The organism is Arthrobacter sp. SPT-J7, assembly GCF_059089965.1.
Genome location: NZ_JBNHFF010000106.1, coordinates 1 through 10,784 on the forward strand (window position 1 = coordinate 1; position 10,784 = coordinate 10,784).

12 protein-coding genes are annotated in these 10,784 nt (G+C 66.6%); 7 read left to right on the forward strand and 5 right to left on the reverse strand.

The genetic code is table 11. The features are described from left to right. Nucleotides 1-631 (forward strand): SDR family NAD(P)-dependent oxidoreductase (locus AC5RWX_RS25330; RefSeq protein ID WP_494099044.1); only part of this gene is annotated, 631 nt, incomplete at its 5' end. A gap of 134 nt (nucleotides 632-765) precedes the next feature. On the opposite strand, the gene AC5RWX_RS25335 is transcribed toward AC5RWX_RS25330, so the two are convergent. Beyond that, nucleotides 766-2,181: an aminotransferase-like domain-containing protein gene (locus AC5RWX_RS25335; protein ID WP_494099045.1), complete on the reverse strand. Its 1,416-nt coding sequence runs from the start codon at nucleotides 2,179-2,181 to the stop codon at nucleotides 766-768. Between AC5RWX_RS25335 and AC5RWX_RS25340 the strand changes: the two genes are divergently transcribed. From AC5RWX_RS25340 to AC5RWX_RS25355, 4 genes are all read left to right on the forward strand, one after another. Continuing rightward, nucleotides 2,180-3,115 (forward strand): DMT family transporter, encoded by a 936-nt coding sequence (locus AC5RWX_RS25340; RefSeq protein ID WP_494099046.1) that lies wholly within the window; start codon nucleotides 2,180-2,182, stop codon nucleotides 3,113-3,115. The two genes, AC5RWX_RS25335 and AC5RWX_RS25340, sit on opposite strands and share 2 nt — an antisense overlap. A 17-nt stretch (nucleotides 3,116-3,132) precedes the next feature. Further along, complete coding sequence (locus AC5RWX_RS25345) at nucleotides 3,133-3,753, forward strand: FMN-binding negative transcriptional regulator (protein WP_494099047.1); 621 nt, start codon at nucleotides 3,133-3,135, stop codon at nucleotides 3,751-3,753. A 269-nt stretch (nucleotides 3,754-4,022) separates the two neighbouring features. After that, entirely contained in the window at nucleotides 4,023-5,465 is a 1,443-nt protein-coding gene (locus AC5RWX_RS25350) for an amino acid permease (protein WP_494099048.1), read from the forward strand. Nucleotides 5,466-5,608: 143 nt separating this feature from the next. Then, entirely contained in the window at nucleotides 5,609-6,382 is a 774-nt protein-coding gene (locus AC5RWX_RS25355) for an IclR family transcriptional regulator (RefSeq protein ID WP_494099049.1), read from the forward strand. On the opposite strand, the gene AC5RWX_RS25360 is transcribed toward AC5RWX_RS25355, so the two are convergent. The 3 genes from AC5RWX_RS25360 to AC5RWX_RS25370 are packed head-to-tail and all read right to left on the reverse strand — an operon-like array spanning nucleotide 6,379 to nucleotide 8,442. Continuing rightward, nucleotides 6,379-7,146, reverse strand: a complete 768-nt coding sequence (locus tag AC5RWX_RS25360; RefSeq protein ID WP_494099050.1) for an IclR family transcriptional regulator — start codon at nucleotides 7,144-7,146, stop codon at nucleotides 6,379-6,381. The genes AC5RWX_RS25355 and AC5RWX_RS25360 overlap by 4 nt on opposite strands. A gap of 58 nt (nucleotides 7,147-7,204) precedes the next feature. Next, nucleotides 7,205-7,957 (reverse strand): cyclase family protein, encoded by a 753-nt coding sequence (locus AC5RWX_RS25365; RefSeq protein ID WP_494099051.1) that lies wholly within the window; start codon nucleotides 7,955-7,957, stop codon nucleotides 7,205-7,207. Further along, nucleotides 7,954-8,442 carry a hypothetical protein gene (locus AC5RWX_RS25370; protein ID WP_494099052.1) on the reverse strand — a complete coding sequence of 163 codons (489 nt, stop codon included), beginning with the start codon at nucleotides 8,440-8,442 and terminating at the stop codon, nucleotides 7,954-7,956. Before AC5RWX_RS25370 ends, AC5RWX_RS25365 begins: the two co-directional genes overlap by 4 nt. A 55-nt stretch (nucleotides 8,443-8,497) precedes the next feature. Between AC5RWX_RS25370 and mmuM the strand changes: the two genes are divergently transcribed. Beyond that, nucleotides 8,498-9,472, forward strand: coding sequence for a homocysteine S-methyltransferase (gene mmuM, locus AC5RWX_RS25375; protein ID WP_494099055.1), 975 nt, complete (start codon nucleotides 8,498-8,500; stop codon nucleotides 9,470-9,472). On the opposite strand, the gene AC5RWX_RS25380 is transcribed toward mmuM, so the two are convergent. Continuing rightward, a complete protein-coding gene (locus AC5RWX_RS25380; protein ID WP_494099053.1) occupies nucleotides 9,469-10,020 on the reverse strand; it encodes a dihydrofolate reductase family protein in 552 nt (183 codons plus the stop codon). The two genes, mmuM and AC5RWX_RS25380, sit on opposite strands and share 4 nt — an antisense overlap. 241 nt (nucleotides 10,021-10,261) lie before the next feature. Here AC5RWX_RS25380 and AC5RWX_RS25385 point away from each other — a divergent pair, with 241 nt between their 5' ends. After that, on the forward strand, nucleotides 10,262-10,741 hold the full coding sequence (locus tag AC5RWX_RS25385) for a hypothetical protein (protein ID WP_494099054.1): 480 nt from the start codon (nucleotides 10,262-10,264) through the stop codon (nucleotides 10,739-10,741). Nucleotides 10,742-10,784 lie beyond the last annotated feature (43 nt).

A 10,784-nucleotide genomic window follows, 5' to 3' on the forward strand; every position in this document is an offset into this window, starting at 1 on the left:
CGCCGCCCAGCTGAAGAGTGATTACCCGCGCATCGACGTCCTGGCCAACAACGCGGGCGGCATTATGGGCAAACGCACTCTTACCGTCGACGGCAACGAATCCACCTTCCAGATCAACCACCTGGCGCCGTTCCTGCTCACCACCCTGCTGATGGACGTCCTTGTGGCCAGCAACGCCAAGGTGATCAACACGTCCAGTGCCGCCAACGGTTTCGGCAGGGTGGACCTGTCCGACCTCACCGCTGAGCGCAGCTACTCCACCAACCGTGCCTACGGCACCGGCAAGCTCGCCAACATCCTGTTTACTTCAGAGCTGGACCGCCGGTATGCGGACCAAGGCATCACGGCGGCGGCATTCCACCCGGGCGTGGTCCGCACCAACTTCGCGGCCGAGTCCACCAGCCCCTTCCGGCATGCCTATACAACGCTGCTCAACCGGTTCATGCTCACCCCGGACCAGGGCGCCGACACCATGCTGTGGCTCATCAACGGCACCCCGGGCAGGGACTGGTTTTCCGGCGCTTTCTACGCCAAGCGCGCCATGTCCAAGGCCAACCCCCAGGCCTACGACGCCGAGCTGGCGCGTGGGCTGTGGGAAAAGAGCGAAGAGCTGGTTCGGGCTTGCGCCTGACTGGTACTGCCTTTGCGGCGGCTTCCTGCGCAGCGCTGCGACTTGCAAGGCGGGAATAGCACCGGTCTTTCTGTGGAGGAAGAGTCGAGCCCAAGCCCCCAGTCCTGATCCTCGTTGGAAACTTTCCAGAGAGGCTAGCGGTTGCCGTTCCGGGCCAGCGCTTTGCCAATGATCCGGGCGCCTTCCGGGTACGCGCCCGGATTCGGACCGGAATAGTTGAGCCGCACGAACGGGCCGGCGGGCTCGGCCGGGAACCATTCGGTGCCGGCGGCAATCATCACGCCGGCATCCTCGCACTCCCGCGTCAGCCGCGGCAGATCTGTTCCCTCCGGCATCCGCAGCCACAGGTTCAATCCGCCCTTGGGCAGCAGCTCGATATGGGCCTGCGGAACATGCTCCCGGACGCTGGTGACCAACAGATCCCGCCGCGACTGCAGTTGCTGCCGCAGGCTCCGCAGGTGCGTCTGCCACCCCGGCTGCGTCACCACATCCAATGCCGCGGCCTGCAGCAGCCCGCTGACATACATCGACTCCGCCGCCCGCTGACCGAGGATGCGTTCCCGCGCTGGACCACGAGCGATGACCGCGGCAATCCGGATGGCGGTTGAAACACTCTTGGTCAGGGACCGGATATAGATGACGTGCCCTGAGTCATCCCGTGTGGCCACCGGCACCGGGTCGGACGTGATCCCGAAATCATGCGCCCAGTCGTCCTCCACCAGGAACGCGCCATACCGGCGGACCACCTCCAGGACCTCCTCGCCCCGCCCCGGCGCCCACTGCGCTCCCGTGGGATTTGCATAATTGGGCTGCGCGTAAAAAGCCCGGGCACCGGTCTCCTCAAAGGCGCGGGCCAGAGCCACGGGGTCAGGACCGTCGGGGCCGCTGGGCACCGGAACAACCCGGACACCCGTCTGCGCCGCCGCCAAAATGGCACCCCAGTACGTCGGCGACTCTATCAGCAGCGGCTGACCGGCACCCACAAGGGCCCGGAAAATCGAGCTCAGCCCGCTCTGGCTTCCCGGCAGCACAATCACATCGCTGGGCGTCGGGGGAGAGACCCCGGCCGGTGTGGCGGACCCCAGCTCCTGCGCGAACCACTGCTGCAGCTCCGGCATACCGGCCGCCGGCGGCCGCGACAGCGCAGCATCACCCCGGGCGGCGCGGGTCAGTGCTGCACGGACGAGACGTTCCGGCAGCAGTTCCCGGTCCGGGTAGCCGGAGTGGAACGGGATGACGCTGTTGGGGACGTCCCGCATGGTGCCGGAAGCGGAAGGAAGGGCCGACGGCGGTGCCCCCAGCGCCGCTGTCTGCCATCCGTAATCGGCGGGCCGAACAGTCCGGACCGCCCGCACGAATGTCCCCACTCCGGGTCGGCTCTCGATCAGCCCTTGGGCCGTCAGGGTCTGCAGCGCCTTCTGCACCGTCACCGGGCTGGCCTGGTATTCGGACACCAGCGACCGGGTGGACGGCAGCCGGGCACCGGGGGCAGCTGCAGAAATCCACTGCTTCAGTGCCAGAACGATCCGCGAACTGCTATCGTTATTCATGGAAGAACATAGTAGCGCTACTATTGCCGAGCGGCCAGTGATACTGCGCCGGAGCCCGACCGGGATCTGGTGGGGACTCTTGGGTGTGGCCGCCTTTTCCTTCACGGTGCCCTTCACCCGCGTAGCGGTAGCCGGTCTGTCCCCGCTGTTCATCGGCTCAGGCCGCGCCGTCGTCGCAGCAACCCTCGCCGCGGCAGCCCTCCTGCTGGCCCGGCAGGGACTCCCGTCCGCCCGCACCTGGGCGAGGCTGGCACTCGTGGCCGGTGGCGTCGTCGTCGGCTTTCCGCTACTCACCTCCTATGCCCTCACCGCCGTTCCTGCCGGGCACGGCGCCGTGGTCATCGCCCTCCTGCCTGCCGCAACAGCGACGGCTGCCGTGCTCCGCACCCGTGAACGCCCGCCCGCGGCCTTCTGGGCAGTCATGGTGCTTGGCTCACTGGCAGCCATCCTGTTCGCGTTCCTGCAGGCCGGCGGGTTCGGGCACCTGAAGTGGGCCGACCTGCTGCTGCTGGGCGCCGTCCTCTGCGCCGCAGTCGGGTACTCCGAGGGTGCCCTGCTGGCGAGGGAGCTCGGCTCGTGGCAGACCATCGCCTGGGCACTCGTCCTCGCCTTGCCGCTGATGCTTGCCCTCGCCGTTCTCTCAGTTGCAGCGCAGCCGCCGTCAGCCACGCCGGCCGAGTGGGGCGCCTTCGCCTACCTCGCCGTCGTCAGCATGTTCCTCGGCTTCTTCGCCTGGTACCGCGGACTCGCCATCGGACCCATCGCCCAGGTCAGCCAGATCCAGCTCCTCCAGCCTGTCCTCAGCATCTGCTGGGCCTCGCTCCTGCTGGGCGAGGCCCTGACCTGGACCACCATCGTCGGCGGCATGGCCGTGATCGCATGCGCCGGCGCCGCGGTCCGTGTCCGGCTCCGCCAGCGCGCCCTGATCTCCTGAACCGAAAGGACCCCATCATGTACATTCCCGCCCACTTCGCAGCAGGCGCCGACGCCGTACACCACCTCCTCACCCGGCCCTCCGCGGCGAACCTGGTCACAGTGACGGACCAGGGCTTGCTGGCCACCCTGCTGCCCTTCGTCTACGAGCATTCCGTGGGGGAGCATGGAGCACTGCACACACATGCCGCGCGGAATAACCCGCAGTTTTCTGTCTCGCCCAAGGGGGAAGCCCTCGCCATTATCGAGGGTCCGGACGCCTATATCTCGCCGGAGTGGTACCCCTCCAAAGCCGAGCACGGCCGGGTGGTGCCCACCTGGAACTACTCCGCCGCGCACGTCTACGGCGAACTTGTCATCCATGACGACGCCGAGTGGCTGGGCCATCATGTCCGGCGCCTGACAGGGCTGCATGAGGACGGCCGGGAACACCCCTGGGCTGTTGACGACGCCCCCGAGCGGTTCATAACCGGGCAGTTGCGCGCCATCGTAGGTGTCGAGCTGGTGATCACGCGCATCGAGGCCAAGGAAAAGCTCAGCCAGAACCGTTCCGCTGCGGACGCCGCAGGAGTGGTCGAGGGACTTCGGGCCAGCGGGCAGGAAGCCAGTGCTGCCGCCGTCGAGCGGGTGCGCGGCTGACCTGGCATAAGGGACGTACGACGGCGTTGGCCCGCCTCCCAGCGATAGGCAAGTGGCGCCGTCGTACGTCAACCGGTGGCGCCCGGAAGTAACAGCGTGCAATATAAGCATGACTTTATGCCTTTGGTGACTAGATATTCGGCGGCCGTGCTACTTTCAGCACTGTCGACGTGCAATTCTTCGTTTCCCGGTACCGAATTCCCGGTACCGGGACCAGGGGAACTGCGCGCGCCCCATCGCACCGCTCGACCCCAGCATTGGAGACGCCCGTGGAACCCTCAGCACCGCTAAGGCTGGATGAGCAGCCGGCCGGCCCGGCAACGCAACAGCAGGCAGAGTCGGGACTCCGCCGGTCCATGGGACCGCGCCACCTGGTGATGATCGCCATGGGCGGGGTGATTGGCTCCGGCCTGTTCCTCAGCTCCGGCTACACCATCTCGCAGGCCGGCCCGCTCGGAGCGGTGATCGCCTACCTCGTGGGTGCGTTTGTGGTGTACCTGGTGATGGCCTGCCTGGGCGAACTCGCCATTGCCTACCCGGTCTCCGGCGCGTTCCACATCTACGCCGCCCGCTCCATCGGCCCTGCCACCGGCTTCGCCACCGCCTGGCTGTACTGGCTCTGCTGGGCGGTGGCCATCGGCTCGGAGTTCACCGCCTCCGGCCTGCTCATGCAGCGCTGGTTCCCGGACGTTGAGGTGTGGGTCTGGTGCCTGGTGTTCGCGGCGGTCCTCTTTGGCTTCAACGCCGTCTCCTCCAAATTCTTCGGCGAGTCCGAGTTCTGGTTCGCCATCGTGAAGGTGGCCGCCATCATCGGCCTTATCGTTCTGGGCGGCGCGGCCCTCTTCGGTTTCCGCCCGCTCAGCAGCGGAGCGAGCCACCCGTTCCTCTTCGAAAACTTCGCCACTGAAGCCGGCCTCTTCCCCAACGGCTTCACAGGCGTCCTGGTCACCGTCCTCGCTGTCTTTTACGCCTTTTCCGGTTCCGAGCTCATCGGCGTGGCGGCAGGCGAAACCAGGGACCCCGCCACCAGCATCCCCAAGGCCATGCGCACCACGGTCATCCGCCTGCTGATCTTCTTCGTCGGCGCCATCGCCGTTATTGCCGCCACCATCCCTTACAGCGAGGTAGGCCTGGATGAAAGCCCGTTCGTGACGGTCTTCTCCACCATCGGCCTGCCGTTTGCCGCCGACATCATGAACTTCGTCATCATCACCGCACTCCTCTCCGCCGGCAACAGCGGCCTCTTCTCCTGCGCCCGCATGCTCTACTCCCTCGCCGATGAAGGCCACGCGCCCCGTGCCTTCAAAAAGCTGACGCCCCGCGGCATCCCCCTGATCGCGCTCTCGGTGAGCATGGTGGGCGGCGTCGCATCGCTGGTCAGCAGCGTGGTTGCCCCGGAAACGGTCTACCTGGTCCTGGTGTCCGTGGCCGGTTTCGCCGTGGTGGGGGTATGGATGTCCATCACCGCCTCGCACTTCTTCCACCGCCGCGCCTTCATCCGCAACGGCGGGGACGTTGCCACGCTCGCCTACAAGGCCCCGTTGTTCCCGCTCGTGCCCATCCTGGCGTTCACCCTCTGCGTCGTCTCCCTCATTGGCATCGCCCTCGACCCCACCCAGGCCGCCGCGCTCTACTTCGGCATCCCCTTTGTGGCCGCCTGCTACGCCTGGTTCCACTTCCGGCACGGACGCACGGCACAGCCTGCCAAGTAACGGAAGCGGATGACGGCGACTGCCGGGTGAGGCGGGTTGGGCACCTTCCCGGACGGTCGCCGTCGTTCTTTCCGGCCCCACGGTCGGGACGTTTCTGCCGTGGAAGAATAGGGCGAGGTTTCCGGCGGGGAGGGGCAACAAGCGTGGATTCTTCTTCTGAGGCGTCGTCCATGGCGCAGGGCCTCCGGATTGTGCGGCTGGTGGCCGACCGGGAGAAACGGGGCCGCCAGCTGCTGGGTGTTTCCCAACTGGCCGCCGAGCTGGACATGGAACAAAGCCGCGTCTCCCGGCTCACACAGGAGCTGTGCGACCTCGGGCTGCTCGAGCGCGTGGACCGCGGTCCTTTCCGGACCGGCCGGCGCTTTTTCAGCCTCGCCGCCTCGCTCAATACGGGCTGGGTCAGGGAAGCAAAAACCGAACTGGAGGCGCTGGTGGCCTCGTTGGGGCTGCGGGCCCGGCTCTCGGTCCGGGACGGCTACCACGTGATCCTGGTCAGGAGTTCAAGCAACGACGCCGTTCCCGGAAGCTTCGTGAGACCGGGCATGGTGACTCCGGTCTGGTGCACCGGCGCCGGCCGGGCCCTGCTGTGGGACCACGACCGCCCGGCCTTGGAGGCCCTCCTCAGCGACGTGAATTATGTCGGCATCGGCGGCCCGGGGGCGGCCCATTCCACTCATGAGGTGTGGGAACTGATGGTCCGGGACCAGGCCGCCGGCTACATCGCCGCTGCGGAAGAATTCGAGCACAACGTGCTGGAGTTCGCGGTGCCCGTCCGCGACGCCGGCGGTGCCATCCTTGCTTCGCTCAGCGTGCTGGGAAGCCGGGCCGAGATCGGGTCCGCTACCGATGTCGAAGCCGCCTCCGCGGCGCTCACCTGCGCGGCAGAACGGCTTGGATCCAGCCAAGCGCCCGGTTAGTCCTGCGGCTGGTGGCCGAGCCTGCTTTCGAGCCACCGTCCCTGTGCCACCAGCGCCGGAGCGCATGCTTCCCGGCGTGGTTCCAGCCGTTCCTTGATGCCAACGATCTGCAGCGCCGCCACCACGTCGCCCTTGAAGTCACGGACGGGGACGGCCAGCGAGTAGAGGCCGGGCTCGGCCTCCTCGTCCACGATCGCGTAACCCCGTGCGCGGGCGGCTTCGCGGCGTGCCAGGAAGTCTTCGACGCCCGTGGGCGTATTCGGTCCCTGGCGGGCGAAGTCCACCTTTGCGAAGACGGTACGCACCTCTGCCTCCGACGCCTCCCACAAAACTGCCTGCCCGGCGTCGCTGCAGTATGCGGGGTAGGGCCGGCCCAGCCAGGAGCCCACCAGGTTGCTGCTGGCGGGAACGCTTTCGCCGATGGTCACGGTGCTGTCGCCATGGAGGACCCCGAGGAAGCAGGCCTCGTCCGTTTCGCGGGCCAGTGTGTCCAAAGCGGTGCCGCCGTCGGACTGTAAGCGGCGTTCCGTCAGCAGTTGCGCGTCGGTGAGCACGGACCAGTCCAGGGTGTAGGTGCGCTGGCTGGTCCGGCTAAGGAACCCCTCCTGCTCACCGTTGCGCAGGTTGCGCGACACCTGGCTGCGGTCCTTGCCCAGGTCCACGGCGATGTCGGCCACGGTTCCGCCGGGGTGTCCCGCTGCGTGGCGTGCGCCAACAGCAAGGACGGCCATGATTCCGCGGCCCATGCTGGAGGTTTTAGGCATGGAGTTGAGTCTAGTGGAGCGCGTCCTGGCCCTGCTCCGGCACTCCCGTCGTGCCGGTTCAGCAGATGGCAAACACCCGCGCCGGGAAACCGCTGCCGCCCAGCGGCTTGGCCCAAGTTGCGACGACGGCGGCGCCGGATTCCGGAAGCCCGTCCAGGTTAGCCAGCAGTTCGATCTGCCAGCGGTCCTGCTCCAGGACGAATGTTTCCAGGCTGAAGTCCTGGCGGGAGGTGGCGAGGCCGGGGTCGGTGTCCGTCTGCTCGTGGCCTATCGCTGCGACTGACCGCTCGGTGACCAGGAAGGACAGCACCTCGAAGGACCAGCCTGGTGTGTGGCTCAGACCGTCCTTGTCCCGGTTGGCCATGGCGTCCGGGTCCGGCCAGCGGCTGCTCCAGCCGGTCCGCAGGGCCACGAAAGCGTCCGCCGGGATGGTACCGTTCCGGCTTTCCCAGTCCTGCACGTCCTGCAGGGTGGGGGTGGCATCCGGGTTGGCGGCCACCCGCGAGGTGATGTCCAGGACCACCAGTGGAAGGATCATCTCCTCCACCGGAATCCGGTCCAGCGTCCTGCCGCCGAGGATGAAATGGGAGGGCGGGTCCACGTGGGTTCCCCACTGGCCAATGATCGTGTACCGGTGGGCGGTGAACCCGTCACCCTTCTCGAGGTCGAAGAGGGCTTGGCGTTCCTCATCCGGGAAGGCGGCGAAGTGTGGCTGGCCGGGGTGGAAGGCGTGCGTCAGGTCGACGAACTGCCTGCCCGCGAGCAGCGGCTGCAGGCTCTCCCAGAGGGAAACGGTGGCGGTGTCTGTCATGATGCGGCAGCTCCTTGGGGCGCCAGCGCACTGCTGGAAACGCTGATGGGTCCGGTGAGTTCGATGACGGGCACTTCCCACGGGTGGATCTCCACGATCTGGCTCATGAAGCGTTCGACGGCGGCGTCCTCCAGGGACGCATCAAAGTAGGTAGTGAAAACGAAGGTTGGTGACAGTGTCTGCTCGCCCACGCGTCCCAGGGTGGGGTTGGCGCCCTCGGCCGTGGTGAACCCTTCGAAACCCAGGCCGGATTCGAACACGTGCTTGTAGTTGCCAAAGTCGCCCAGCTCCCGGAACTGCGCCAGTGCCTGGAGCAGGTGGGCGATGCCCGGGTCATCCCGGAAGGCAGTCGCTTTGCCTTTGGCGAGCTGCGCAAAGGTGGTGCCGCTGATGGGCCAGTGCACGCGCAGCTTGCGTACCGGGTGCAATTGAACGTCCAAGAACCTGTCCTCTTTCCTCCCGCCGCGCTGACGGTTGCCTGCCATCGTGGCAGAAAACAATAATCATTACAAGCATAAAAAAATGCGTATTATGACTGCTATGCCTTCGAATGCGATGCTGTCGTCCCTCCTGGAACCCGGCGGGCACCTGCCCGCTGACGGCGCCCTGGCCACCGAGCTCGAGGCCCGCGGCTGCGACCTCGACGATCCCTTGTGGTCGGCCAAGGTCCTGCTCGAACAGCCCCACCTGATCAAGGACGTCCACCGCGACTACTTTGCAGCCGGTGCCCGGATTGCGACGACCGCCAGCTATCAGGCCACGCCCCAAGGGTTTGCGGCGCGGGGGATGGGGGAGCAGGAGGCGCTGGAGCTGGTGGCGTTGTCGGTCCGGTTGGCGGACCAGGCCCGGCGGGAGCACCAGGCGGCCGCCCCCGACGCCGGGCCATTGCTGATTGCCGGCTCCGTCGGCCCGTACGGTGCGTACCTCGCGGACGGCTCGGAATACCGCGGGGACTATGTCCTGACGCCGGCTGAATTCCGGGACTTCCACCGTCCCCGCATTGCCGCGCTGGTGGAAGCCGGTGCCGACTTCCTCGCGTGCGAAACGCTGCCGTCATTTGCCGAGGCCGAGGCGCTGCTGGCGCTCACAGGGGAATACGGCCTCGAGTCCTGGTTCTCCTTCTCACTGCGGGATGGCACCCACATCAGTGACGGCACCCCGCTGACAGCCGTGGCCGGACTCCTGGGCGCGCAGCCCTTGATTGCCGCGATCGGCGTGAACTGCGTGCCGCTGGAGTTGGTTGGCCCTGCGCTCGCGGCCTTGCGGCGAGCCACCGATAAACCGTTGCTGGCCTATCCCAACTCTGGTGAGGCCTACGATCCCGTGACGAAAACCTGGGCACCTGCAGCATCGGGAAGCACCGGATCGGGTCCCGCCGGCAATATGGCCCGGCCCGGCAGCCTGGCCGAGGGGACTGCGGCTTGGCTGGGGGCCGGTGCCCGCATCATTGGTGGGTGCTGCCGGACGACGCCCGGCGATATTGCCGCCGTCGCAACTGCTATCCGGGGCGCTTAGCCCTCGAGCCGCCCGTAGGTGCTGATCACGTTGCCCTTACTGGTGCGGGACTGGTCCTGCAGCACTAGCCGGGTAGTGGGGTCGCCGTCCTCAAAGAGGCGGCGGCCGGTGCCGGCGATGACGGGGTGGGTCATGAGCGTGAGGGAATCCAACAGGCCGGCAAACAGCAGCTGCCGGGTCACCGAGATGCTGCCGCACACGGCAATCTCGCCTCCTTCGCGCGCCTTCAACTTGGACACGAACTCTTCCAGCGGGGCGTCCATCAGCTGCGAATTCTGCCACTCCAGCGGTTCCTTCAGCGTCCGGGAAGCCACAAACTTCTCCACTGGATTGATGAACCCTGCGAAGTCCTCGTCAACTGAGGCGTTGGGCCAGTAGCCTGCCCATTCCTGGTAGCTCACCCGGCCCAGCACCACGGTGTCCACGGTTTCCATCATCCGGGTCAGGCCCACTCCGAGTTCATCATCGAAGCTGTCGAACTGGAACTTGTAGGGATCGGACACCACACCGTCGACGGAATGGAACAGGCCTGCGGTGACTTTACGCATGAAAAACCTCCAGTTGGCACCATCTCTACGGGCAAGCCGGCGCGTGGCCGGACAGGTCCACCGTATTAGCTGCACCTGCGGCAGGGAAGAGGGCTGCCGGCTCAACCGCCGGCCGGGCTCGCAGGCAAAGCAGCGTTACGTTCATCACCACCGCCTGCGTGTTGCCGGAATTCACAGCCCCGTCACCCCATACTTGTCTTGAGCGGCTGTTGCCGTGCCCCGGCCAGGCAGGAGGAAGTGCATGGAAACCTTGAAAAAAATTGTGTCCAACCAGTATTTCCCGGCTGGCGCGGTACTCGCGGCGGTGGTCCTTTTCTGGGCCGTTGGCCTTCTGGGCGGATTGTCGCTCCTGCACAACAACCAGCCCCCGCTGACCACCCTGACCTGGATTCTGTTCGTTTACGGGGCAGCAGTGCTCACCCCGTTAGCCGGGGCCATGGCCGCTGTGGACCTGGTCCGGCGCTGGAAGCGCAACCGCGCCGCGGAAGCAGCTTACGCGGCTGAAGAAGCGTATGCCGTTGAAGAACCTTATGCAGTTGAAGAAGCTCATGCAGTTGAAGAAGCTCATGCAGTTGAAGAAGCCCAGACTGCGGAAGCAGCGCACGCTGAGCCTATACCTGACCATCAGGCGGCACCCGCCGCGCCGCGCCCCGCCCAGCAGGCCGCACCCGCCGCGCCGAAGAAGGGCGCCAAGCAGGCAGGACGCAAGCAGGCCGCGTAGCAGATCCTTCGGTTCGGGCCCCTACCGGGCCTTGAGAGCGTAA

Coding starts and splice junctions, on each gene's coding strand:
- AC5RWX_RS25340 (WP_494099046.1), top strand. CDS start 2,180: ATGGAAGAACATAGTAGCGCTACTATTGCCGAGCGGCCAGTGATACTG.
- AC5RWX_RS25335 (WP_494099045.1), bottom strand. CDS start 2,181: ATGAATAACGATAGCAGTTCGCGGATCGTTCTGGCACTGAAGCAGTGG.
- AC5RWX_RS25345 (WP_494099047.1), top strand. CDS start 3,133: ATGTACATTCCCGCCCACTTCGCAGCAGGCGCCGACGCCGTACACCAC.
- AC5RWX_RS25360 (WP_494099050.1), bottom strand. CDS start 7,146: ATGCCTAAAACCTCCAGCATGGGCCGCGGAATCATGGCCGTCCTTGCT.
- AC5RWX_RS25365 (WP_494099051.1), bottom strand. CDS start 7,957: ATGACAGACACCGCCACCGTTTCCCTCTGGGAGAGCCTGCAGCCGCTG.
- AC5RWX_RS25370 (WP_494099052.1), bottom strand. CDS start 8,442: ATGGCAGGCAACCGTCAGCGCGGCGGGAGGAAAGAGGACAGGTTCTTG.
- mmuM (WP_494099055.1), top strand. CDS start 8,498: ATGCCTTCGAATGCGATGCTGTCGTCCCTCCTGGAACCCGGCGGGCAC.
- AC5RWX_RS25380 (WP_494099053.1), bottom strand. CDS start 10,020: ATGCGTAAAGTCACCGCAGGCCTGTTCCATTCCGTCGACGGTGTGGTG.
- AC5RWX_RS25385 (WP_494099054.1), top strand. CDS start 10,262: ATGGAAACCTTGAAAAAAATTGTGTCCAACCAGTATTTCCCGGCTGGC.